Genomic DNA, 24,634 nt, shown 5'->3' on the forward strand with positions numbered 1-24,634 from the left:
AGCTCCATGTGTCGGCAGTTCGACTCTGTCTCAAGGCATTTTTTTTATTTGAATTTAATATTTTGGCGGTTGTGGCGAAGTGGTTAACGCATCGGATTGTGGTTCCGACATTCGGGGGTTCGATTCCCCTCAGCCGCCCCATTTTTTTGAATTAAAGTAGAGAAGTAGTGTAAGTTTACATTACTTCTTTTTTGTTTTTAAAACTATAATTTGTACATGTTTACTTTTGTAAGCAAAATATTAGCATATTTATAAAAAGAGGAGTAAAATAGTATTTATAAAATATTAGGAGATTAAAAGATGGAAAAATCATTCGAACAACACTTAGAAAACTTTAAAGTTATTGATTCAAAAACTGCATTAGAAAAAATTGAATCAAAAGAAAAATTTGTATTATTTATTGGGAGATCTTCATGCCCATTTTGTAGAAAATTCATGCCGAAATTAAGTGAAGTAGTTGTTTCTAATAAAGTAGAAGCATTCTTCCTTAATTCTGAAGATTTCTCAGATGCATCAGGTATTGAATCATTACGTTCAAAATACTCTGTAAGAACTGTACCAGGTTTATTAGTAGCTGAAGCTGGAGAAGTTAAAGTTGTATGTGATTCTAGTTTATCTGTAGAAGAAATTACTACTTTTATTAAATAATAATCAAACTCGTCTATTTTGTGTAGGCGAGTTTATTATTGTCTTATATAGATTAATTATAAGATGTAAAAGAAAATAAACTAAATATTAAACAAGATGTAATATTAAAATACTGAAAAAAACTATTTTAAATGATATAATAGTAGTTATAAAATTTTACTAACCATATAGATTAGTTTATTTTATAGTTCATTGTAAAATAATGAGGTGATAGTGTGAATAGTGAAAGGTTAGAAGTAAAGAATCTAATTTTTAATTATGGTGTAAAAAACATATTAAATGATATATCATTTGAAGTACCCAATGGGGATTTTGTTGCGATTGTAGGAAAAAGTGGAGCGGGGAAATCGACCTTACTACGTTGTTTGAACTTGTTAAACAAGCCTCAATCTGGAGAGATAATTATAACAGGTGAGAATATAGTACAGTCTAATAGAACAAGGTTAAAACGTATCAGAAGAGATATTGCTTTTATATTTCAAGATTATAATGTACTAGATAATTTATATACTGTTGAAAATGTTTTGACACCTTATTTAGTAAAAAAATCTGTCTTGGGTCTTTTATTAGGATATACAAAAAAAGAATATAATGAAGGTGTTGATTTCTTAAAGCAAGTTGGCTTAGAGGATGAAGCTTTTAAAAAATCTAAGTATTTATCAGGGGGACAAAAACAAAGGGTCGCTATAGCTAAAGCATTAGCCCAAAACCCAAAAATTTTACTAGCCGATGAGCCTGTTAGTAGCTTGGATGAAAAAAATACGACACTCATAATGGATACATTTAAAAAATTAAATGAAGAAAACGGAATAACAGTGCTTATAAATCTTCATGATGTTAATCTAGCGAAAAAATATAGTACAAAGATTTTAGGATTAAAGGACGGAAAAGTTTTATTTTATAAAGATTCTGAGAAGGTGACTAAAGATGAATTTGAAGAACTTTATAATTAAAAAATCTATAACGAAGTTAGCTTCGTTGTCTTTTATTGTTTTGATTATTTTTATTGCATATAGCCAATATGATACAAAAACTTTTTCATTAGGATTTAAAAGGATACAGAATCTTCTTGGACGCATGTATCCTGTAGATTTTTCTATTTTACCTGAATTGAAACAACCGATTATAGAAACAATTAACATTGCTCTATTTTCATCTGTATTAGCTTTATGCACAACATTAATATTATTACCAATACTAACTAATGTACTATTTAAACTTAAGATAATTCCAAAAATATTTAGTGCGGTTTTCTCTATTTTTAGAACAATGCCATTTCTAATAATTGCTGCTATCTTAGTAAGTTTATTCAGTACAGGAGTATTTAGTGGTTTTGTGAGTATTTATTTAATAAATATTCTAACATCAGCTAAGTTATTGAAAGAATACGCTGAAGAAGTCGAGATTAAACAGTTAGAAGCTATGGAGTCGTTAGGAGCTTCAAAATTTATTATTTATAAGAATGCTATTTTATCTAATCTTAAGCCCCAAGTTATCTCTGTATACTTTTTAACTTTAGAATCAAGTATCCGTGGAGCAAGTGTGCTAGGATTAGTTGGAGCAGGAGGAATAGGGCAAAGATTATGGCAAGAGCTAAATCACTTAAGATATGATAGAGTTTCTATAATAATTATTACTCTTGTTATTTTAATCTTCGTAATTGATCTAGTGAGTTATTATTTTAGAAATTTACAGAATACCTCTCAGTTAAATTTTGAAAAGTTTTTACTAAGAAGAAATGTAGTAAAATTTGGTATTCCTCTTATTATTGTAGGGAGTATTTTATACGTTACTAATTTCATTAATATTTCACATGAGAGATTTATCATAGGATTAAAACAGTTAAATGTATTGGCTAAAGGAATTATAAATCCTGATTTAGCGTATGTTCCAAAAATGCTTAGCGAGCTTTTTGTAAGTATAGAAATCGCGCTTAGTGCCACGATTTTTGCTGCGGTGACAGCTATATTTACATCGTATTTATCATCGGTGAATCTATTTGGTAAGTATAAAGCATTAGGTGTAAAAGTCTTTATCAATATATTAAGAACATTTCCACCAATTATAGTGGCATTAATATTCTTTAGAGGATTTGGTCCTGGAGCAATTAGTAGTTTCTTTGCATTGTATATTTATACAGTTGGTGTTATGACGAAAATGTATAATGAGGTCTTAGAAGGAATAAATAATAATGTATTACTAATGACAAAAAGTCTAGGACTTGGAAGTTTTATTAGTTATGTTAAAATTATATTTAATGGATACTTCCCTGAATTCGTTACTATAGTTTTATATAGATTTGAATCAAATATCAAAAATTCAACTATTTTAGGTATGGTTGGTGCAGGTGGTATTGGACATTTGCTGGTAAATAATATAGAATATAGAAATTGGAATAGAATTTCAACATTATTAATTGGTTTATCGTTATCGATAATTATTATAGAAAATATCTCATACTTTATTAGAATGAGAGTAAAAAAATAATTAAAGAAAATATTGAAACAAGGAGAAATAGATGCGTCTAAAAGTAGGAAAAATTGTTAATACTCATTCTTTAAAAGGAGAGGTGAAAGTAATTTCATCAACTGACTTTGAAGAACAACGTTTTAAAAAGGGTAGTGAATTATTAATAACTAGAGGAAATCAAGTTGTTAAAGAAGTAGTTGTAGAAAGCTACAGAACACATAAAAATAATCTTCTAGTGAAATTTGTAGGGATTGATACAATAGAAGAAGCAGAAAAACTTAAAAATCTACAAATCAAAATCGATTCAGATAATATAGGAGAACTTGAGGAAAATGAGTTTTATTTCCATGAGATTATCGGTTGCGAGGTTTTTGATGAAAATAACAAAATACTAGGTGAGATAGTTGAGATCCTTACTCCTGGTGCAAATGATGTGTGGGTAATAAAAGCAGAAAATGGTAAAGAAATTTTAATACCTTATATTGAAGATGTGGTGAAAAAAATAGATGTTACTAATAAAAGAATTGATATCGAAGTTATGGAAGGATTAATTGACTAATGAAGATTGATATTTTAACGCTCTTCCCAGATATGTTTGATTCATTAAATCATTCAATCTTAGGAAAAGCAAAAGATAATAAGTTATTAGATATAAATATAGTCGATTACCGTAAATTTTCTGGTAATAAACATAACCAAGTAGACGATTATCCATTCGGTGGAGGTCAGGGGATGGTATTAAAACCAGAACCGATATTTAATGCTGTTGAGAGTTTAGATAAAACGGATAAAACACGAATAATTTTACTTTGTCCACAAGGTGAGAGATTTAGTCAGAAAAAAGCAGAGGAACTTTCTGAAGAAGAGCACTTGATTTTCATCTGTGGTCACTATGAAGGTTATGATGAAAGAATTAGAGAGTATTTAGTAACCGATGAATTATCGATTGGTGATTTCATCTTAACAGGTGGAGAATTTGCAGCGATGACAATGGTTGATAGTATAGCACGTCTTGTTCCTGATGTTTTAGGTAAAGAAGAATCTCACAAAGATGATTCATTCTCTACTGGATTACTAGAATATCCTCAATATACACGACCAAAGGACTATAAAGGAATGGTGGTTCCTGATGTGTTGACAAGTGGACACCACAAAAATATAGAAACTTACAGAAAAAAAGAAAGTTTACGAAGAACGCTAACTAGACGACCAGATCTGTTGGAAAACTATGAATTAAGTAAAGAAGAAGCCAAATTACTTGATGAAATAAAAAAAGAATTAAAAAATTAACATAAAATAAATGACATAACTGTATTTTTGATGTATAATATTAATATAGTATGTATTGTAAGCACAGGAGGATTAGAAGTAATGACAACTTCATTTGAGGAATTATTAAATAGCTCAGAAATGCTGAAAAAAGGAGATAAAGTAACTGGTACAGTATCTAAAATCGATAACGATAAAGTATACGTTGATGTAGCAGGAGCTCAATATGATTGCGTAATTTTACGTAACCAAATTACTAGAAAACCATTTGAAAACATTGAAGACGTATTATCAGTTGGTGATGAAGTAGAAGCTCAAGTAACTGGAATTAGAGCAGATCGTGAAAAAAGATCAGAAGATGTACCAGGTGTAATCTACTTGTCACACAAAATTTTAGAAAATGCTGAATATAAAAAATTAATGGAATTATCATGGGCTGGAATTATTGAAAAATTCGAAAACGGAGAATTAATTCAAGCAACAGTTTCTGGACAAACTAAAGGCGGATTATTAGCTGACGTAGAAGGATTACGTGCATTTATCCCAGGTTCATATATTGACACTAAATTCAGAAAAGACTTATCTAAATTTGTAGGAAATGAATATACATTCAAAATTGAAGAAGTAGATAAATCTAAAAACAAAATTATTTTAAACAGACGTGTAATTTTAGAAGAAGAAAAAGCTAAAAAACTAGCTGAAGTATACGGAAACATTAATGAAGGTGATGTAATTGAAGGTAAAGTTAGTCGTATTACTGACTTTGGAGCATTCGTTAACATCGGTGAAGTTGATGGATTATTACACATCTCAGAAATCTCTCACGCTCGTGTAGAGAAAGTTGCTGATGTATTATCAGTAGGAGATACTGTTAAAGTTGCAGTTATCGCTGTAGATAAAGAAAATGAAAAAGTTTCACTTTCAGCTAAAACTTTATTACCAACACAATGGGAAGTAGCTCGTGCTACAATTAAAGCTGGAGATGTATTAGAAGGTGTTGTTCGTAACACAACTGCATTTGGAGCATTTGTTGAAGTATTACCAGATGTTGAAGGATTAGTTCACATTTCTCAAATTTCTCACGAAAGAGTTACAAACGTAGAAGACGTTCTTAAAAAAGGTGATAAAGTAAATGTAAAAGTTTTAGAATTTGATTTCGAAAACGAAAGATTATCTTTATCAATCAAAGAACTTTTAGAAAAACCAGTTAAAGAAGAAGTTAAGGAAGAAGCTGAATATGATACTTCTTACTTAAAAGATGAAGATACTTCATTCAATCTAGGGGACAAATTTAAAGATATCGAACTTTAATTTGAAAAAATAAAGAAATAAAGGCAGTAGATAAGCTTGTCTATTGCTTTTATTTTTTAGGTAGAAATGAATAGTAAAGTTTAGTTGAAATATAGATTTTAACCAACGAACTTTGCTATTTTAGTTTAAAATATTTAAAGATATGGAGGTAAAAACATGGCAAAACCAACAGTTGCGATAATAGGTAGACCAAACGTCGGGAAATCTACAATTTTCAATAAAATTATTGGTGATAGATTATCTATTGTAGAAGACGTAGCAGGTGTTACTCGTGATAGAATATACTCAAAAGCAGAATGGTTAAATTACTCATTCTTTATGATAGATACTGGAGGAATTGAATTAGAAGATACTCCTTTCCAAAAACAAATCAGAGCACAAGCTGAACTAGCAATCGACGAAGCAGATGTTATTATTTTCTTAACAAATGGTCGTGATGGAGTAACTAGTGATGATGAAGAAGTTGCTAGATTACTTTATAAAACAGATAAACCAGTTGTACTAGCAGTAAATAAAATTGATAACTTTGATATGAATCATATGATTTATGATTTCTATTCATTAGGCTTCGGTGATCCATTCCCAATTTCTGGATCTCATGGACTAGGTATCGGTGATTTACTTGATGAAGTTTGTAAAAACTTTAAAGTATTAGAAGAAGAGGAAGAAGATGACAAAATTAGATTCTCTCTTATCGGTCGTCCTAATGTAGGTAAATCTAGTTTAATTAATACGATTTTAGGTGAAGAACGTGTTATTGCATCTGATATCGCTGGTACTACACGTGATGCAATCGATACTGATTTCAAACACAATGGAGATGAATATGTAGTAATCGATACAGCAGGTATTAGAAAACGTGGTAAAGTTTATGAGAGTTGTGAGAAGTATTCAGTACTTCGATCTCTAAAAGCTATCGAACGTTCAGATGTCGTCTTAGTTGTACTTAATGCTGAGGAAGGTATTATTGAACAAGATAAGAAAGTTGCAGGATATGCACACGAATCTGGAAAAGGTGTAATAATCGTCGTTAACAAGTGGGATGCAATTGCAAAAGATGATAAGACTATGAAAGAATTTGATGAAAAAATTCGTGATAGTTTTGCTTACTTAGATTATGCTAAAATTATCTATGTTTCAGCCAAAACAAAACAACGTGTATTTAACATCTTCCCATTAATTAAAGAATCATATGAAAATAGACAACGTCGTGTTCAAAGTTCAACACTTAATGAAATCGTTGTTGATGCTGTTTCTATGAATCCAACACCTCAAGATAAAGGTAAGAGACTTAACATTTTCTATGCATCACAAGTTGCTATTAATCCACCGACATTCGTGTTTTTCGTGAATTATCCAGAACTTATGCACTTCTCTTATGAGAGATTTTTAGAAAATAGAATCCGTGATTCTTTCAATTTTGAAGGAACACCAATAAAACTAATAGCAAGACAAAGAAACTAATAGTAAGAATTTAAATTTATAGTACGATCTAGAAGTGATTTAGCTTTTAGGTCGTATTTTTATGTTGAAAATTAAAGTATAAATTAGGCAATGTATTGAAAAAACAGTGAAAACCTAATAAAAATTAATGAAAAATAATAATATGAATTAACAATGGTAAAATTTAGTCAAAATACTAGAAAATAACTTTAGAACGTGGTATAATTCTTTCTATATACTTTACTAATTAGGAGGTAATCTATATGCCATTAGGATATTATGGAATGTCAGGAAGTTATATACTTTACTTTTTACTAATTATGCTGATTCCTTTATGGGCTCAATTCAAAGTAAAAAGAACATACGAAAGATATAAAAAAGTAAGAACAAAATCAGGATTAACTGGAAAAGAAGTTGCAGAAATTATAATGCAAGCAAATGGAATAACAGGTGTTAGAGTAGTAAGAGGTGAAGTTGAGTTATCAGACCACTATGATCCAACTAATAACATTGTAGTACTTTCACCTATTGTTCATGATCAACCAACAGTTGCTTCTGTAGCGATCGCAGCTCACGAAATCGGTCACGTAATTCAAGATAAAGTAGCAGACTATAAACCAATGAGATGGAGACACTCATTAGTACCGTTAGCTAATCTTGGAGGAAACCTATCAACTATTCTTATTATGGTAGGATTCTTATTAACAGGATTAATTGGTCAATTCGGGTATACTGTTGCTTGGGTTGGAGTAGGATTCATGCTATTTGCAGTACTATTCCAAGTAGTAACATTACCAGTTGAGTTCGATGCTTCAAAACGAGCATTAGAACAAGTGGTTGACTTAAACATTGTAGACGATCAAGAACACAGACATTGTCGTAAAGTTCTAACAGCAGCGGCTTTAACTTATGTTGCAGCAGCAGTTGTAGCTTTAATGGAGATGTTAAGATTCGTCTTCATATTACTAAATAGTAATAATAGAAATTAATAATTATAAGATTGTCAATAAAAATTGGCAATCTTTTTTGTTAAATTGGTGCAATATTTTACAAAATATGCATTAAACGATTAATTTAATTACACGGAAGAGTGTTTTAACAGAGTGCTAAACTTATGTAAATAATAAAGCTGAATAACAAGCTAATATTTCTTTCATAATATCTATATTAGTGATATAATATTGTAAGACTATATAATGAAGAGGTAAAAAATGATTTACGGAATCGGTTGTGATATCGTCGATATTCATCGCTTTGAAAAATATGTAGATGATAAAAAACGACTTGAAAAATTATATACAGAAAATGAATTAAATGAATTTTACAAAATAACAAATCACAGAAGAAAAATGGAGTTTTTAGCTGGACGCTTCGCTGTAAAGGAGGCTACTTCAAAAGCTTTAGGGGTTGGGATTTCCAAAGATTTTTCTTTTCATGATGTAGAAGTAAAAAAAGATTATAGAGGGAAGCCTTATATTGAATACAAAGACTTTATAACACATTTAACGATAAGCCATACTGATACAACGGTTGTGGCATTTGTTATTCTAGAGAAGGGGGATACGAATAATGATTATTGATAGGCCAACAGAATTAAGAGTAGACTTAGATGAATTACTTAATAATTATAATAAGCTAACATCACTTAATAATAAAAAAACTGGTATAGCAATAGTAAAAGCTGATTCTTATGGATTAGGCGCAAGAATAATAGCAGATCATTTATATAAAAATGGTGTCAGACATTTTGCTACTGCTACATTAGAGGAAGCATTGGAATTAAAAGATGTAATTTTTGATAGTATGGTTCTTGTATTAGGAGTAACAAATCCCCAAAATGTAAAATATGCTGTAGAAAATAATGTATCATTAACATGTCCATCTAAAGAATGGTTAGAAAAATGTCTAGAAGAGATGGAGAGTATTGAAGGTAAATTAAAAATTCATGTTAAGATTGATACGGGAATGGGACGAATTGGTACTTCTGATAAAGCTGAATTAGTTAAAATTGATAAGCTACTTTTATCTGAAAAAATCGATTTTGAAGGTATCTTCTCGCATTATTCTAATGCTGATGGTAGTGATAATAATTATGATGATTATCAAACTAAAAACTTCGATGAAAGAATAAAGCTATTTACGCATAAACCAAAATACATTCATATTGGAAATTCAGCTAGTACAGTAAAATATAGTGATAGACAAGATCAGTATAATATGACTAGACTAGGGATTTCACTTTATGGATGTTATCCTAGTGAAAACATTGAAAAATTAGATAAAATTAATTTAGATCCAGTAGTTTCGTTAGTAAGTAAGGTAACGCATGTTAAGAAATTTTTAAAAGGTGAAAAATTAGGATATGGTGTTAGTTATGAAGCTAAAGAGGATGAATATATCGCAACAGTTCCTATCGGTTATGCTGACGGTATTTTAAGGCGTGCTCAAGGGTTCAAGATTAAAGTGGGATCAGAAGACTGTGAGATAGTAGGACGTGTTTGTATGGATCAACTTATGGTACGTTGTAGTGAAAATATAAAAGTAGGAGATGATGTTCTAATATTTGGAGAGAATAATGGACAAAAAATATCGGTTGATGATTTCGCTACATATCAAGATACAATAAGTTATGAAATATTCTGTTGTATAAATAAACGTGTTCCAAGAGTTTATTATAAAAAATAAAATGGAGTTATAGTATGTACGAGAAAATTACAAAAAACTTAGCAACTAAGTTAAAAATACAAGATAAGTATGTAGTCAATGTATTAAACCTATTAGAAGAGGGTAATACAATTGCTTTTATCGCAAGGTATAGAAAAGAATTAACAAATTCTCTAGATGAAGTTGCTATTAAACAAATTCAAGATGAATTTAATTATTTAAAATCACTTGAAGAAAGAAAAGAAGAAGTAATTAGATTAATTTCAGAAAAAGGTCTACTTACTGATGAACTAAAAAAAGATATTTTAGCTCAAGAAAAATTACAAAGGGTAGAAGATTTATATCGTCCTTTTAAAGAGAAAAAACGCACTAAGGCCACGATAGCTAAAGAAAAAGGATTAGAGAAACTAGCCAATTATATTCTGAAACTTCCAAAATCTTTGGAAGATTTGAATAAAGAAGCTGCTAAGTATATAAATGCTGAAAAAGAGGTTAATACGGCTGAAGAAGCAATTAACTATGCATTAGATATTATTGCAGAAAATATTTCTGATAGTGCAAAATATCGTGAATACGTACTAGAAAATACTAGAAAATTCGGACAAATTACTTCAGTACTTAAAAAAGGTGGAGAAGAAAAAGACGAAAATGCTACCTATAAAAACTACTATGAGTTTGGGGAACAAATTTCGAAAATTGCTTCGCACAGAATTCTTGCATTAAATAGAGCGGAAAAAGAAGGAATAATTCGTGTAAGTATCGAAAATGATAAAGATAGACTACACAATTATATACTACGTGGTTTAACAAAGAATCGTCAAACAGCGATTAGCAACTTACTACTAGAATGTATCGCTGATAGTATGAAGAGATTAATTTATCCATCAATTGAAAGAGAAATTCGTAGTGATTTAACGAAAAAAGCTGAGGAAGATTCTGTTGTTATCTTCTCAGAAAACTTAAAACAACTATTAATGCAAAGTCCTCTTAAAAACAAAAAAGTTTTAGGTATTGACCCTGCATTTAGAACAGGTTGTAAGATGGCGATTGTTGATGAATATGGTAATTTTATAGATAAAATGGTCATCTATCCGCATAAACCAGCTTCAGCAGATAAGCAAGAAAAATCCAAAAAAGATTTAGTTAAATTTATTAATAAACACAATATTAATTTAATAGCTATCGGTAATGGTACTGCATCTCGTGAAACTGAGAAATTTGTTGTAGATAATTTAAAAGAAGCGGGATTAAAAATTGACTATGTTATCGTAAATGAAGCGGGAGCGAGTGTGTACTCGGCTAGTGAGGTAGCACGTGAAGAATTCCCAGATTTTAATGTAGAAGAAAGAAGTGCTGTATCTATAGCACGTCGTATTCAAGATCCATTAAGTGAACTTGTAAAAATTGATCCTAAATCAATCGGTGTAGGACAATACCAACACGATATTACTCCTAAGTTTTTAGAAAAAGAGCTTACTTTCGTAGTAGAAACTGCGGTTAACAAAGTAGGGGTAAATGTTAATACCGCATCTGTTTCACTACTATCATATGTTTCAGGTGTTAATAAACAAATCGCTAAAAATATCGTAGCGTACCGTCAAGAAAATGGAAAAATAGAAACTATTAAAGAAATAGCCAAAGTACCAAGACTTGGTAAAAAAACATTCGAGCAATGTGTAGGATTCTTTAGAATACCCGATAGTAAAAATATTTTCGATGCTACAGGTATTCACCCAGAAAGTTATAAAGCAGCAGAGAATTTATTAAAAGAGCTGAAACTATCAACTAAAGAAGTAGGAACAGAAGAGTTTGCTACTATAATAGATGGTGTAGATAAAAAAGCTCTAGCAGAAAAAATTGGTGTCGGTCTTGAAACGTTAGAAGATATAATTAAAGATTTAAAACAACCTCTGCGAGATGCACGTGAATCATTCGCTAAGCCATTGTTAAAATCTGATATTCTAACTATAGATGATCTTCAGATTGGTGTTAAATTAGCAGGTACTGTTAGAAATATTACACAGTTTGGAGCATTTATTGACATTGGTTTAAAACAAGATGCGATGGTACACATTTCAAAAATTAGTAAAAATTATATTAAAAATCCATTAGACGTGCTGAGTGTAGGACAAATTGTTGATGTTTATGTAATAGACATAGACAAAGAACGAGGACGTGTTGCACTAGCGATGTTTAAAGATTAAAGGAGGTAAAAATGAGTAATAACAAATCAAAATACCTTCCAAGTATAGATAGCTTGAGGGCATTGGCTGTATTAGCAGTTATTATTTATCACGTTGATGTAAATTACCTACCGGGTGGATTTTTAGGAGTAGATCTATTTTTTGTTTTATCGGGATATTTAATTAGTTCATTAATTATTAAAGAATATAGAAAGACTGGTAGCTTAAATTTATATAATTTCTATATAAGAAGGGCTAGACGTCTGTTACCAGCTGTTTACTTTATGATAACAGTTGGATTAGTAGTAATGGTAATTTTCAATGAAGTACTTCTTCGTAAGAGTCACCTTGATGCTATATTTGGTTATATATATTCTAGTAACTGGTGGTATATTTTCCATAAACTAGATTATTTTGATAGCTTCGGTGCGCAAAGCCCGTTCAAACATCTTTGGTCTTTAGCAATAGAAGAGCAATTTTATATGATTTTCCCATTGCTATTCTTATTGGTTAATAGAAAGAAAAAATCAAAAGATGGAACATATAAATTAAATAAGAACTTTTTATATGTTATTCTAGGATTAATATTAGTATCATTAATAGCTCATATTCTTTTATTTGATATAAACAATATTAGTAGAATTTATTTCGGTACTGACACTCGAGCGTTTTCTCTACTTGTAGGAGTAGTAGGAGCAATCTTATATCCTATGGAGAGATTGCATGCTAAGGTAACTCTACAACAGAATATGGTATACAGCGTGGTTTCACTAGTGTCTATCGCTACTTTAATAACAGTAATGATTTATACATCTGAGTATAACACATTACTGTATAGAGGTGGATTCCTATTAGTAGCTATATTAGGGTTGATAGTTATAATAAGTAGTGGGAAACAACATACATTAATGTCAAGATTATTATCATTCAAACCTGTAGTGTTTATTGGTAAGATATCATACAGTTTATACTTATGGCATTTCCCAGTATTAGTATTAACGACACCGGTATCAGAGATTGGTAATCCGAATATATTCTTTGTAATTTTAAGAATAGTATTAACATTTGCTGTAGCAATAGTGAGCTATGTATTTGTTGAAACTCCAATTAGAAAATTAGGATTTAAAAACTATATAAATGTTATATTCAAAAAATTGAAAAAACGTCCTGGAAAATCTAGAAAAGTCTATGCAGGTATTGTTGGATTAGTTTCAGTATTATTCTTAATGGGTATTTTTGGAAAAAGTGTTCCATTTATTTCTACAGCTTTTGTAAAAGAAATGGAAAGTAATAAAGAAACTCAGTTTGTAAATAACGGAAACAATAAAGATAGTAACCAAGAAAAATCTAGTGATTCTAACAAAGATAACAAAGATAACAAAGACAACAAAGACAACAAAGACAATAAAGAAGATAAAAAAAATTCTGATAAAAAATATAGTTCAGTACTAGTTATGGGTGATTCATTAACAGTAGACATTGGAGAAAAATTCCAAGGACTATACCCGGGAGCCGTAATTGATGGTAAAATTGGTCGTCAATTATATGTAGCAGTAGAAGAGGCGAAAAGCTATTCTAAATACAATAATGAAAATTCAGCGATAATCTTCCAATTAGGAACTAATGGTCCATTTACAGAAAGTCAAATTGAAGAATTAGTAAAAGAGTTTGATAAAGCTGATATTTACTTTGTTAACATAAAAGTACCAAGAGCTTGGGAAAAAACAGTAAATGCAGCACTAAAAGAAACACAAGAAAAACATTCAAATGTAAAAATTATTGACTGGTATTCAGTGGCAAATAGTAGTAAAGATTTATTTGAGCCTGATAGAGTTCACTTAAATCAAACTGGTATAGCTGAAATGGTAACATTAATAGAGAAAAACTTAAAACGCCCAGTGGAAATTAAGACAAATTAAAAATGATATAGAGAACTAAGTAGTAGGAAAATACTATTTAGTTCTTTTTGTTGTATACTAAATCTGGGGCATAGAAAAATTCCATCCTCGCATTTATTATATAACCATTTTTCTAAAATATAGTGTTAATCAATAGGTTTATCATAGAAATAGTAAAATTAAAGTGTCAATTCTATTTGAAATGTTTAACTTTCGTTGAAATATCAATATAGTTTGTGATATAATATTTTAGTATTAGAATTTAATGAACAATAAAAAGGAGATTACTATGACAAAAGTAAGAGTAAGATATGCACCATCTCCAACAGGAAATTTACATATCGGAAATGCAAGAACTGCATTATTTAATTACCTTTTTGCTAAACACAACGGTGGAGATTTCGTATTAAGAATTGAAGATACGGACTTCAAACGTAACAAAGAAGAAGGTGAACGTAGCCAACTTAAATACATGAATTGGTTAGGTTTAGATTATGATGAAGGTATTGGAAAAGAAAAAGAATTCGGTCCATACCGTCAATCTGAGAGAATCGATATTTATCAAAAATATGCTGATCAACTTATCGCAGAAGATAAAGCTTATAAATGCTACATGACAGCTGAAGAATTAGAAGCTGAAAGAGAAGAGCAAATTGCTAATGGATTACCACCACGTTATAGTGGGAAACACGCTAACTTAACAAAAGAAGAGCAAGAAGCTTTTGAAAAAGAAGGTAGAAAACCTGCTATCCGTATCCGTGTTCCTCAAGACAGAACATACAAATTTGATGATATGGTTAAAGGTGAACTATCATTCGAAGGGCATGATTTCGGAGATTTCGTAATCATTAAAAATGATGGAGTAGCAACATACAACTTCGCAGTTGTTATCGACGACTACTTAATGAAAATTTCTCATGTATTACGTGGAGATGACCATGTTTCAAATACACCAAAACAATTAGTAGTATATGAAGCATTAGGATTTGAACCACCAAGATTTGGTCACATGACTCTAATCGTAAATGAAAACAAGAAAAAATTATCTAAACGTGATGAAAGTATCATCCAATTCATCGAACAATATGATGAATTAGGATACCTTCCAGAAGCATTATTTAACTTCATCGCTTTATTAGGATGGTCTCCAGAAGGTGAACAAGAAATCTTCTCTAAAGAAGAGTTCGTAAAAATCTTCGATGAAAAACGTCTAAGTAAATCACCAGCGTTCTTCGATAACAATAAACTTACTTGGATTAACAACCAGTACATCAAAGCTCAACCTTTAGAAAGAATCGTAGACTTATCATTACCATTCTTCATTAAAGAAGGTGTAGCGACAGCTGAAGAAGTAGAAGCTAACAAAGCATGGTTTGAAAAATTAATTTCATTATACCAACCACAAATGAGTTACGGAGCTGAAATCGTTGAGTTAACAAAACAATTCTTCGTTGAAGATGTTAAATTCGATGAAGAAGAATTGGAAATCTTAAAACAAGAAACTACAGCAACAGTATTCGAAGATTTCTTAACAAAAGTTACTGAAGTAGAAGAATTTACAGCTGATAATATAAAAGCTTTAATTAAAGCAATTCAAAAAGATACAGGAGTAAAAGGTAAAAACTTATTTATGCCAATCCGTATTGCATCAACAGGATCAATGCATGGTCCAGAATTAAACACAAGCTTAGAGCTACTTGGTAAAGAACGTGTAGCTGCTAGAGTAAAAGCCGCATTAGAAACAATTAAATAGTATAAATTAAGAAAAGAAATAACGAAAGATTAAGGGTGAAATGAATCAGAACTACTAAATTTTAGAGTAGCCCTTAATTTTAATTTTTCGAGGTGAAAAAAGATAGAGAAATATATATAAAAGTAAAGAAAATATCTTGACATTTATCTTCAAATAAGGTATTATTACTTATGATATTGTTTATATATCTTCACGAGTAAGCCCCGGAAAACTTAGTCGTTATGACAGATTAAAAACAACATCTAGGAGGAAAAAAGACATGCGTCAAACATATATGGCAAAGCCATCAACTGTAGAAAAAAAATGGTATGTAATCGATGCTGAAGGACAAACTTTAGGTCGCTTATCATCAGAGGTAGCTTCAATTTTAAGAGGGAAACACAAACCTACTTATACACCACACATCGATACTGGGGATAATGTTATCATTATCAACGCTGAGAAAATTGTGTTAACTGGTAAAAAATTAACTGATAAAATTTACCGTCGTCACACAATGCACCCAGGTGGGTTAAAAGAAAGAACTGCTGGATTAATGGTAGAAAAATATCCAGAAGAACTTTTAGAACTATCTATCAAAGGTATGTTACCAAAAAATACTTTAGGTAGAGCTCAAGGAATGAAACTTCACGTTTACCGTGGAGCTGAACACCCACACGCAGCACAAAAACCAGAAAAATACGAATTACGTGGATAATATAGGAGGAAATTATTAAATGGCACAAGTAGAATATCGCGGTACAGGACGCCGTAAAAGCTCAGTAGCACGTGTAAGATTAGTACCTGGAACAGGGAAAGTTGTTATCAACAACAGAGAAATGCGTGAATACTTACCATTAGAATCATTAGTATTAGACTTAATGCAACCTTTAGAAGTTACATCTACTACAGGTAACTATGACGTTTTAGTTAACGTTAACGGTGGAGGATACACAGGACAAGCTCAAGCAATCCGTCACGGAATTGCACGTGCTTTACTAGAAGTAAACCCAGAATACCGTAAAGACTTAAAACCAGCAGGATTACTAACTCGTGACCCTCGTATGAAAGAACGTAAAAAATACGGTCTTCGTGGTGCGAGACGTGCTCCTCAATTCTCTAAACGTTAATATTGGTCTTATACCAAATTACGTCAAGACACCAGAGAAATCTCTCTGGTGTCTTTTTTTGTTTTCTTTAAAACATGGTCTACTATAGTAGCATTCAGTGAGATAAAATAAAAAAACTGAAACTTTATGAATTATTCATAAGTTATTTCAGTTTTCTTATTATAAATATTTTATTCGTATATTTCAGAATCTTTCAGTGTGAAGACTACTTCTGTTCCAGCTGGATAATTATCTAAAGATAATAATAGTATCTTTTCTTCAATTTTCTTAGGTTTAATTTCTGCACTTACTTGAGCTATCTCGTTTAATTCGTCATAAAGATTTTTAAATAATTTTGCATCTTTTACCTTGATTTTTGGATTTATTTGATAAATAGGTGTTTCACCAAACCAAGTATCTTCATTCTGGAAATCAATCTCTGATTTCTCATTGATTTTTAATTTGATTGCAATATCATAATCAAATGTATAACGATCAAAAAGTTTAGCAAGGCTACTGATATAGTCATGTGATCCTTTATTTGATCCATTGATAAATTTTAATTTTGCACTATAATCGATAGCATTAAGATCGAAAATCTCTGCCATTTTAAAAACGTCAAATTCATCATAAACATCAGAAGTTACAAAATTGACTTTAACATCATATCCCACACGTTGAAATTCTTGATATTTTTCTAGAAGTTGGTCTACCGTAGCATCTTCGATGTTTTCTTTTACATTTGTGACAGATTCTTTCCCGTCTTCTATAACTTCTTGTTTAGGATACTTAACTGTTAATATATAGTTCATCCAATTATTCCTCCTTAAATTTAACACAATTTATATTATACATATCTTTTTATCTATTTACAATAGTGTAATATTACTTTTAATAAATTTATGATTATTATTATAATTTATTGAGTGAATGTTTTTCAAATTTTCAGAAACATCTGAAAATGATGAATACATAATCTTGACATTTTTATGCAAAGTTTATATAATAAGAGTCATAATTTAAAAAAAGGAGGTCATTGCACATGAAAATAATTGCAATTTCAACAAGAAGTGTCGATTACAAATCAGATGCAGGTATAGCTAAAAGACGTTTATACACTAATGGTTATTTTTCAGAAATAGCAGAAAAAACTGGCTTTATTTTATTCCCAGTTTGTTCTGATAATGGATTAGAGGAAATTGCAGCCATGTGTAGTGGCTTGATAATTGCTGGAAGAGATAGGGATATAAATCCTAGGTACTATGGAGAAGAACCTTTAGAAGGTTTAGAATATCCAGAGGATTCCTATGAAGATGAGTTAGACTTTAGACTTATTGAGCTTTTCGAAAAAAGTAATAAACCTATCTTAGGTATATGTAGCGGATTGCAGAGTTTAAATATATACCACGGAGGTACTTTAAAACAGCATATAGATGAGCATACTAGTAAAGAACAATTAATCCGTCATAATATTGATATTGAAGAAGATTCATTTGTTCATAGTTTATATGGAAGTAAAACAGAAGTTAATTCAATTCATCACCAGGCAATTAATAAAGTAGCTGATGGTTTTAAAGTTACAGCAGTAGCAGAGGATGGTAATATTGAAGCAATAGAGAAGGGGAATCTTATTGGAGTGCAATGGCACCCAGAAGTAGACTATGAAATAGATACCTTTAAAAAATTCCTTTGTCTATGTGAATAAGAAAAATAAATTTTTTAATCAAAAAAAATAAAGAATAACCTACCAAAATAGTTGACTATTATCAAAAATAATGGTAAACTATTCTTTGTGTAAAATAATAGCAGTGGATTAATTGTTATTGCCTCTATGTTATACATTTTTTAATGTGGCAACTCGTAGCCTATGCTGCTAGGCGAAGTTCCAGTTTTATAACATATACAACAACGATAATCGTGCTTTTTGTTTTCACAACAATAAAAACAAAAAGATAAAAGGAGGAGCATATAATGGCTCGTTTTACAGGTTCAACTTGGAAAAAATCTCGTCGTTTAGGAATTTCACTAAGCGGTACTGGTAAGGAGTTAGCTAAACGTCCTTACGCACCAGGACAACACGGTCCTAACTTAAGAAAAAAACTATCTGAGTATGGTTTACAATTACAAGAAAAACAAAAACTTCGTTACCTACACGGTATGAATGAAAAACAATTCCGTAAATTATTTGATAAAGCTGGTAAATTACAAGGTCTTCACGGGGAAAACTTCATGGCATTACTTGCTACACGTTTAGATTCTGTAGTATACAGCTTAGGTTTAGCTAGAACTAACCGTCAAGCTAGACAATTAGTAAACCACGGACACGTTCTTGTAGATGGTAAAAAAGTAGACATCGCTTCTTACGCTGTTAAACCAGGTCAAGTAGTTTCAGTAAGAGAAAAATCTAGAAACCTTGAAATCATTAAAGAAGCTGTTGAAATCACTAACTTTGTACCTGAGTATTTAACTTTTGATGCTGACAAATTAGAAGGATCATTAGTAAGACTTCCAGAAAGAAGTGAATTACACCCAGAAATCAACGAACAACTTATCGTTGAGTACTACAGCCGTTAATAACAAAAAATATCGACTATCCCAGTATTACAAGTACTTGGGGCAGTCGATTTTTTTAAAAGGGAAAAAAAGGGGGAAACTTATCTAACTTTGGACGGTAGGGGAATTTTTTATTATGCTATAGTTACTCCATATTTGAAAGAAATAAATTTTAATATCCTATTTTCCAAGTCTTTTGGGATATTCAACAAGTCAAAAATATCTTTATCAAAAACTTTTTTATGTTCGTATTTTTTTTAAAACATTATAATATCGAAATAAAAATTTATACTTATATTAAATAAGTTAATCATGGGAATAATACTAAGAATAAGAGAAAAAACGATACTTTGTCTATATTTAGTATCGTATTTTCTATTGTAAGTTAATGTATAATTTGAATATTTCCCAATTTTATTAAAAATTAATTCTTTTGGTAATGCATGTTTTATTAATACTGTTGGATGAGCTAATTTATTTCTATATGATTTTATCATATTAAAGAAAGAGCCAAATAAATATTTTTTTAATTCAATATATTCTTCATTTAGCGTTTCATTTTGTATATTCAAAAGTTTATTGACTATATCTGTCTTTTTTTCGCTTTTCATTATTTTATATAGATTTATACTGTCTGATAGATAGATACTATTAAGTACAACCCACGGTGGTATATAGTTCTTGTTTTGAACATAGTATTCAAGACTTGTATATTTGGTCGGATTAACTATATGTTTTTTTATTTTAGTTAGTGTTTTAATTGTATCGTTGTGCGCAACATAATTTTCTTTACATAAATAATCATTAGGATTATTTAAATCTTCGTCTCTTGTTGTATCTGTACCGAAGTTGCTTGATATAGAGTTACTTAAAGTTGTATTTAAAGATTGTTCTATAAATAGGACATATTTAAAGAGTAGTGAGGATATATCCATATTTATACTGTGAAATAGTAATAATTCATTTACGGTTGTATTTTGATTGAACTTCCCATTATCATCAACCAAACCAGTAGATTTTAGACCTTTTCCAAGAGTAGAATAGGATATGTAATCAATCATATCCCCTAAAAGAAATAAGTCATTTTCATCAGATGTAATTACATTTTTGTTTATTAATTTTTTAAGTAAGTCATCTTTACTGAGAAATCTTGATTCATTAGAGTAAATTGCCAAAGAAAAAAAGCCTCCTTTCATTCTATAGAATGATAAGAGACTTCTCACGGTGGGCATAGCCCTCTAATCTGATTATCATTCTATCATTTTTTTTATAGTTTGTCAATCATTTAATCTAATTTTTTAACTTTATCACCGACAGATATGTGTTTATTTCTAACTGTCAAATTCTCGTTATCTTTTTGATTAACATTTATTTTTTCATAACCTATATATGATTTTAACATAGAATTAGTAAAACTTAGAGGTAGTTCACTCCTAGTAGTTTTTCTAGCTATTACGTAATCCCCATTATTTTCTGTAACTTCAAGTGTTGCTTTATTTTCGTCATAAGTTCCAAGAAAATTTCCCGATAAATCTGTTATATCTGATAAAGTTTCATATATAACTATTTTATCACCTCTAGCTACATTTTTTTTAGGTGTATGTACAACAATTGTAGTATCGTTAGGTATTTTTACAACTGTTCCTATTTGTTTATTATCCATAATATTTTGTCCTTTCTTTATTAAAATTCTTTTTTATTTATCTAAACTGGTTGAATTTGACTAGTTTAAAATTATTCTTATTGTGTCGAATTCGATACGTTTTCAGTTTATAAATAGCTTATTGTTTGATATAATTATAATATATGAATTGAGGTGGTATAAATGAAAAATCAATATTTCCGTAAGAAACCTGTAATAATTGAAGCTTATCAAACTTCTAAAGAATTAATAATTGAGACTTTAGAAGGGGATATGATAGCTTCCAAAGGTGATTGGATTGTTACAGGCGTTGATGGTGAACAATATCCAGTTAAACCAGATATTTTTAAAAAAACGTATGAACTTGTAAAAGATTAATTAATAACATCTAAAATAGATGCTTTAGAGAAATCTAATGCCCATTTTGCCCCTATACCAAAAAGATTTGTAGGGGTAAAATAATGTTTTTCTATTTTTACAGCTAGTATCTTTTTATTTAATTCCTTAGCTTTTTCTATTTCCCAAGCTACCCACTCAGATTTATATGTATGTTCTCCTATCAAGCATAAGAATACATCAGATTTTTTTATTTTTTCCAAAATAACTTGTTTAATATAGTAAGCGTTAGTTGAATTAATAGAAGTTCCTACTGAATTATCATAGAAAGATATTTCAGGGAAATTTTTATTTTCAGACCATGCTACAAGTAAGTTCTTGTATATTCTTCCTTCGTAATCATCTTTATAGCTTACAAAAATTTTATTTGCCATTTAATTCTCCTTTTTATCATTATTAGTTTGTAAATTAGCCCAGTTTATATTTTCATTAGATATAATAGTTTCACATCTTTCTACTAATGTAATATTTGGATATTTTTCATCTCTATAAACTCCACTTTTTAAGAGATACATATATTTCTCTTGTTTTAAAAGTTCAGATGTTTTCCTATATTCTATCCAATTTTTTTGATGGTTAAATAAACTTATCATACCTTCACAAAATAAGATACCACTAGAAAGAATAACCGAAAAAAGTTTAAAATATTCATGTAAAAAACAAGATGTTATAGGAATTAATATTCCGAATGTTATCGCTGCTGATTTTAAAGCTTTAAACCACCTTTGATGGTGTAAACTTTTTTGATCATACCATTCTATCTGATTATTCAATCTATCGTCTATATAGTTATCTATTTCAAACTCATTCATATTTAAAACTTCCTTCTTAGTTCAACAACTCTTCCAATAATAACTACTGGTTTTGTAACTACTTCTTCGTTTGAAAAGTACATAGGTGAGTATTCTGAATTATTAGATATTAGCATTATTCCATTATCAAGTTTTTCAAATTTTTTGCATGTTGCATCATCTCCATTTACTAGAGCAATTACCACGTCTCCATTGTTAGCTGTTGATTGTTGCCTCACTATAACAGTATCACCATCGTTTATATCTGGTTTCATACTATCACCTTTAATTCTAAGTCCGAAGAATTCTCCTTGATTTTGCCAAGTTAGAGGTATTTCCTCATAGTCCAGTATATCTTCAACAGCTGAAATAGGTATTCCTGCTGCAACTATTCCCAATACTGGAATTTGTAAGCCTTGTTGTGTTAGAGATGCATTAATTTTAGTTTCTTCTAATCTTTCATATCTAGGCACATTGTAGCCTGATAACCACGCTTCTGTAACTCCAAATACTTTTGATAATAAGAAGATTTTTTCGTTATCTGGATTCGATTTACCATTTACATATTGAGATAAGTGACTTTTAGAGAATTTTATATTATATTTTTCTTGAAGTGGTTTAGCTAAATTTAGTACATCTATTTGTCTTAATCTTTTTTCTTTCATCAGTTGATTTATTCTTTCAGTAGAAGTTGCCATAACTCTCACCTCCTATTAGAATTATAGTATCATGATTTGAACAAAAGTTCAAGTTGAAAGTTCAAAAAATTTGAATTTACTGTTTTAAAAATTGAAAAATGTTAGTATATAATAAAATTGAGTTCAAGGATTTGAATTTAAAAACATAGAAAAGGATAAAATGAAATTCAATTATGATAAATTACTGGGAAGAATAGTTGAGGTCTTTGGAAATCAAAGTAATTTTGATAAAGATATGAAACTCTCTTAACCTGTATTTCTTTTAAATTAATCAACGTAAGACGTTGGAAAGATAATGAAATTTAATAAGCCATACAAGTTTTAAAAATAACATAAAGTAAAGTTCATATATTTTTTTAATGAATAACATTTAATGTTTGAAGCAAACTAAAATATCACTTTTTTATAAGAGATATGAAAGTAGGAGTGGGGATGGAAATAAACTCTAGAAGTATTCTAAATGAAAATAATGAACTTGTAGATGTTAAATACACAGAAGTTAGTACTTATGATAAATTTTCTCTTAAAGAAGAACTGATTAGAAATGAGATTATCAATATTTTAGCTAAGCATAATTTTTCATATTGGAAAGATAGAAAAGTCTTAGAAAGAACTACAGATTTTCTAGTCAAAGAATCTGTAGTTCAAGAGATCATTTAAAGTTATTAACAAGTGTAATTGCAGCTTCTCTAATAGCTGTATCTAATGGTTGATTAGTAGGATGAGCACCTGAAGAATAAACTAAATTTTTTGAAAAATCAGTTTTAAGTGTTTCATTAACTGTAGTAACTTTACCAAAAGAATCTATCTATTCTAACGTTAGGATAATATCATCTTTAAATGAATCTGAAATATTTGTTGAGAATTTTTGACCTGGTGCTATAAATGAACCGATTACAGATTTCATTTTAAATTTTTCGTTGAACTCATCTAGTTCAGAATGAAATTTTAAATTTGTTATCCTTGCTGGTGTTTTACCAAAATTCTTAATTGCTAGATTTTTCTGAAATGATAACCCATTTATAATTTCGATGTAAGGTGTAACAACAGTTTTTGTAGCATTGTATATGGATTTCTTTGTTAGAAATAAATTTACAGTAGAAATAATTACCGATATTACCGATATTGCTATTGGAATTATGATTATTAAATAATCAAATGTTGTTCTTTGCATATATTTCACCCCCTTTTTTTAGATATATTCTATAGAAAAATAAAAAGTAGAAGGTTTAGATTTCCAGGAAATATCTAAATATATTATAACATAAAGGTAAATAAAGGTCAAAGATATTTGAAAACATTATACAGTTGCCAAGCATAATTATAAGACATTGAAATAAAAATTAATATGTTGTCAAAAGAGACAGAAATTTTTGAGGAGATATTATACTCAAGTCTTAGTCGCAACATATTTAGACATGATTTAGATAATGTAGTTAGGATAGCATACATAGTATTGTATATAGACCTAAATTAATTATAGAAGTAATTAGTATGTATAATGCATATCAAGAGAAGTTAAATAAGCTTGATAATTTGATTGAGAGAAGTTATCTAAGAACTTTTGTAAAGCTAGATGTATAAATATGAATTCAAAGTTTACTTTCAAGATTTAGAGAGCTGGGAAAATTCTTATAAATTCATATTTGGGACAATAGAAATTAACATGTATTATAATTAAGTGAGAGTTAATAACTATATAAACGAGAAGCAGCATAAGAAAATAAATAAGATTATAAAAATATAATACAATACTTTGTTATTTGGTTCTAAAGATTTAGCATTGATGAAGATGGACATGAGTTTTAAGTTCATAATTCCATATTCC

27 protein-coding genes and 1 tRNA gene are annotated in these 24,634 nt (G+C 29.7%); 21 read left to right on the forward strand and 7 right to left on the reverse strand.

What is annotated here, in order from left to right; translation table 11 throughout:
- Positions 1-65 precede the first annotated feature (65 nt).
- The 16 genes from HMPREF3186_RS03120 (at position 66) to rpsI (ending at position 16,747) form a co-directional block, all read left to right on the forward strand.
- A tRNA-His gene (locus tag HMPREF3186_RS03120) sits at positions 66-141 on the forward strand.
- Positions 142-300: 159 nt separating this feature from the next.
- A complete protein-coding gene (locus HMPREF3186_RS03125) occupies positions 301-648 on the forward strand; it encodes a DUF6568 family protein (protein ID WP_060913884.1) in 348 nt (115 codons plus the stop codon).
- A gap of 215 nt (positions 649-863) precedes the next feature.
- Positions 864-1,601 (forward strand): phosphonate ABC transporter ATP-binding protein, encoded by a 738-nt coding sequence (phnC, locus tag HMPREF3186_RS03130; RefSeq protein WP_060913885.1) that lies wholly within the window; start codon positions 864-866, stop codon positions 1,599-1,601.
- Entirely contained in the window at positions 1,576-3,135 is a 1,560-nt protein-coding gene (locus HMPREF3186_RS03135) for a PhnE/PtxC family ABC transporter permease (protein WP_060913886.1), read from the forward strand. Before phnC ends, HMPREF3186_RS03135 begins: the two co-directional genes overlap by 26 nt.
- Before the next feature lie 31 nt (positions 3,136-3,166).
- Positions 3,167-3,676 (forward strand): ribosome maturation factor RimM, encoded by a 510-nt coding sequence (rimM, locus tag HMPREF3186_RS03140; RefSeq protein WP_060913887.1) that lies wholly within the window; start codon positions 3,167-3,169, stop codon positions 3,674-3,676.
- Positions 3,676-4,407 carry a tRNA (guanosine(37)-N1)-methyltransferase TrmD gene (trmD, locus tag HMPREF3186_RS03145; RefSeq protein WP_060913888.1) on the forward strand — a complete coding sequence of 244 codons (732 nt, stop codon included), beginning with the start codon at positions 3,676-3,678 and terminating at the stop codon, positions 4,405-4,407. Before rimM ends, trmD begins: the two co-directional genes overlap by 1 nt.
- Positions 4,408-4,488: 81 nt before the next feature.
- The gene (rpsA, locus tag HMPREF3186_RS03150) at positions 4,489-5,697 is read left to right on the forward strand and encodes a 30S ribosomal protein S1 (protein WP_060913889.1); all 1,209 of its coding nucleotides are present in this window, start codon (positions 4,489-4,491) and stop codon (positions 5,695-5,697) included.
- A gap of 156 nt (positions 5,698-5,853) precedes the next feature.
- Positions 5,854-7,161, forward strand: coding sequence for a ribosome biogenesis GTPase Der (gene der / locus HMPREF3186_RS03155; protein ID WP_003144767.1), 1,308 nt, complete (start codon positions 5,854-5,856; stop codon positions 7,159-7,161).
- 242 nt (positions 7,162-7,403) lie between these two features.
- The gene (locus HMPREF3186_RS03160; protein WP_003144833.1) at positions 7,404-8,129 is read left to right on the forward strand and encodes a zinc metallopeptidase; all 726 of its coding nucleotides are present in this window, start codon (positions 7,404-7,406) and stop codon (positions 8,127-8,129) included.
- 222 nt (positions 8,130-8,351) lie between these two features.
- Complete coding sequence (acpS, locus tag HMPREF3186_RS03165; protein ID WP_060913890.1) at positions 8,352-8,720, forward strand: holo-ACP synthase; 369 nt, start codon at positions 8,352-8,354, stop codon at positions 8,718-8,720.
- Entirely contained in the window at positions 8,710-9,825 is a 1,116-nt protein-coding gene (gene alr, locus HMPREF3186_RS03170; RefSeq protein WP_060913891.1) for an alanine racemase, read from the forward strand. Before acpS ends, alr begins: the two co-directional genes overlap by 11 nt.
- Positions 9,826-9,839: 14 nt before the next feature.
- Complete coding sequence (locus HMPREF3186_RS03175; RefSeq protein ID WP_060913892.1) at positions 9,840-12,008, forward strand: Tex family protein; 2,169 nt, start codon at positions 9,840-9,842, stop codon at positions 12,006-12,008.
- 11 nt (positions 12,009-12,019) lie between these two features.
- Positions 12,020-13,906, forward strand: a complete 1,887-nt coding sequence (locus HMPREF3186_RS03180; protein WP_060913893.1) for an acyltransferase family protein — start codon at positions 12,020-12,022, stop codon at positions 13,904-13,906.
- Positions 13,907-14,174: 268 nt separating this feature from the next.
- On the forward strand, positions 14,175-15,638 hold the full coding sequence (gene gltX / locus HMPREF3186_RS03185) for a glutamate--tRNA ligase (RefSeq protein ID WP_060913894.1): 1,464 nt from the start codon (positions 14,175-14,177) through the stop codon (positions 15,636-15,638).
- Between the two features lie 259 nt (positions 15,639-15,897).
- Positions 15,898-16,335, forward strand: a complete 438-nt coding sequence (gene rplM / locus HMPREF3186_RS03190; protein WP_003144827.1) for a 50S ribosomal protein L13 — start codon at positions 15,898-15,900, stop codon at positions 16,333-16,335.
- A gap of 19 nt (positions 16,336-16,354) precedes the next feature.
- Entirely contained in the window at positions 16,355-16,747 is a 393-nt protein-coding gene (gene rpsI / locus HMPREF3186_RS03195; RefSeq protein ID WP_003145894.1) for a 30S ribosomal protein S9, read from the forward strand.
- 170 nt (positions 16,748-16,917) lie between these two features.
- On the opposite strand, the gene HMPREF3186_RS03200 is transcribed toward rpsI, so the two are convergent.
- Complete coding sequence (locus HMPREF3186_RS03200) at positions 16,918-17,538, reverse strand: hypothetical protein (RefSeq protein WP_060913895.1); 621 nt, start codon at positions 17,536-17,538, stop codon at positions 16,918-16,920.
- Positions 17,539-17,768: 230 nt separating this feature from the next.
- Between HMPREF3186_RS03200 and HMPREF3186_RS03205 the strand changes: the two genes are divergently transcribed.
- Both HMPREF3186_RS03205 and rpsD read left to right on the forward strand, forming a co-directional pair.
- Positions 17,769-18,431 carry a gamma-glutamyl-gamma-aminobutyrate hydrolase family protein gene (locus HMPREF3186_RS03205; RefSeq protein ID WP_060913896.1) on the forward strand — a complete coding sequence of 221 codons (663 nt, stop codon included), beginning with the start codon at positions 17,769-17,771 and terminating at the stop codon, positions 18,429-18,431.
- 266 nt (positions 18,432-18,697) lie between these two features.
- A complete protein-coding gene (rpsD, locus tag HMPREF3186_RS03210) occupies positions 18,698-19,300 on the forward strand; it encodes a 30S ribosomal protein S4 (RefSeq protein ID WP_003145898.1) in 603 nt (200 codons plus the stop codon).
- Positions 19,301-19,536: 236 nt separating this feature from the next.
- On the opposite strand, the gene HMPREF3186_RS03215 is transcribed toward rpsD, so the two are convergent.
- Both HMPREF3186_RS03215 and HMPREF3186_RS03220 read right to left on the reverse strand, forming a co-directional pair.
- Positions 19,537-20,454, reverse strand: a complete 918-nt coding sequence (locus tag HMPREF3186_RS03215; RefSeq protein ID WP_060913897.1) for an Abi family protein — start codon at positions 20,452-20,454, stop codon at positions 19,537-19,539.
- Between the two features lie 110 nt (positions 20,455-20,564).
- Positions 20,565-20,942, reverse strand: coding sequence for a hypothetical protein (locus tag HMPREF3186_RS03220; protein ID WP_060913898.1), 378 nt, complete (start codon positions 20,940-20,942; stop codon positions 20,565-20,567).
- Positions 20,943-21,104: 162 nt separating this feature from the next.
- Here HMPREF3186_RS03220 and HMPREF3186_RS03225 point away from each other — a divergent pair, with 162 nt between their 5' ends.
- Positions 21,105-21,299: a hypothetical protein gene (locus HMPREF3186_RS03225; protein WP_060913899.1), complete on the forward strand. Its 195-nt coding sequence runs from the start codon at positions 21,105-21,107 to the stop codon at positions 21,297-21,299.
- Here the strand turns inward: HMPREF3186_RS03225 and HMPREF3186_RS03230 are convergent.
- Genes HMPREF3186_RS03230 through HMPREF3186_RS03240 form a run of 3 tightly spaced genes read right to left on the reverse strand, consistent with a single transcriptional unit; the run spans position 21,296 to position 22,806 of the window.
- The gene (locus HMPREF3186_RS03230) at positions 21,296-21,691 is read right to left on the reverse strand and encodes a TIR domain-containing protein (protein ID WP_060913900.1); all 396 of its coding nucleotides are present in this window, start codon (positions 21,689-21,691) and stop codon (positions 21,296-21,298) included. The genes HMPREF3186_RS03225 and HMPREF3186_RS03230 overlap by 4 nt on opposite strands.
- A complete protein-coding gene (locus HMPREF3186_RS03235) occupies positions 21,692-22,129 on the reverse strand; it encodes a DUF4231 domain-containing protein (protein ID WP_060913901.1) in 438 nt (145 codons plus the stop codon). It abuts the gene before it with no gap.
- Between the two features lie 2 nt (positions 22,130-22,131).
- Complete coding sequence (locus HMPREF3186_RS03240; protein WP_060913902.1) at positions 22,132-22,806, reverse strand: LexA family protein; 675 nt, start codon at positions 22,804-22,806, stop codon at positions 22,132-22,134.
- Between the two features lie 160 nt (positions 22,807-22,966).
- On the opposite strand from HMPREF3186_RS03240, the gene HMPREF3186_RS09605 reads away from it, so the two are divergent.
- Positions 22,967-23,056, forward strand: coding sequence for a DUF739 family protein (locus HMPREF3186_RS09605; protein ID WP_156438956.1), 90 nt, complete (start codon positions 22,967-22,969; stop codon positions 23,054-23,056).
- A 182-nt stretch (positions 23,057-23,238) separates the two neighbouring features.
- Entirely contained in the window at positions 23,239-23,466 is a 228-nt protein-coding gene (locus HMPREF3186_RS03245; RefSeq protein ID WP_060913903.1) for a hypothetical protein, read from the forward strand.
- Positions 23,467-23,614: 148 nt separating this feature from the next.
- Here HMPREF3186_RS03245 and HMPREF3186_RS03250 read toward each other — a convergent pair whose 3' ends face one another.
- On the reverse strand, positions 23,615-23,980 hold the full coding sequence (locus HMPREF3186_RS03250; RefSeq protein ID WP_060913904.1) for a hypothetical protein: 366 nt from the start codon (positions 23,978-23,980) through the stop codon (positions 23,615-23,617).
- Positions 23,981-24,634 lie beyond the last annotated feature (654 nt).

The sequence above is a fragment of the Gemella haemolysans genome (assembly GCF_001553035.1).
Lineage (GTDB): Bacteria > Bacillota > Bacilli > Staphylococcales > Gemellaceae > Gemella > Gemella haemolysans_B.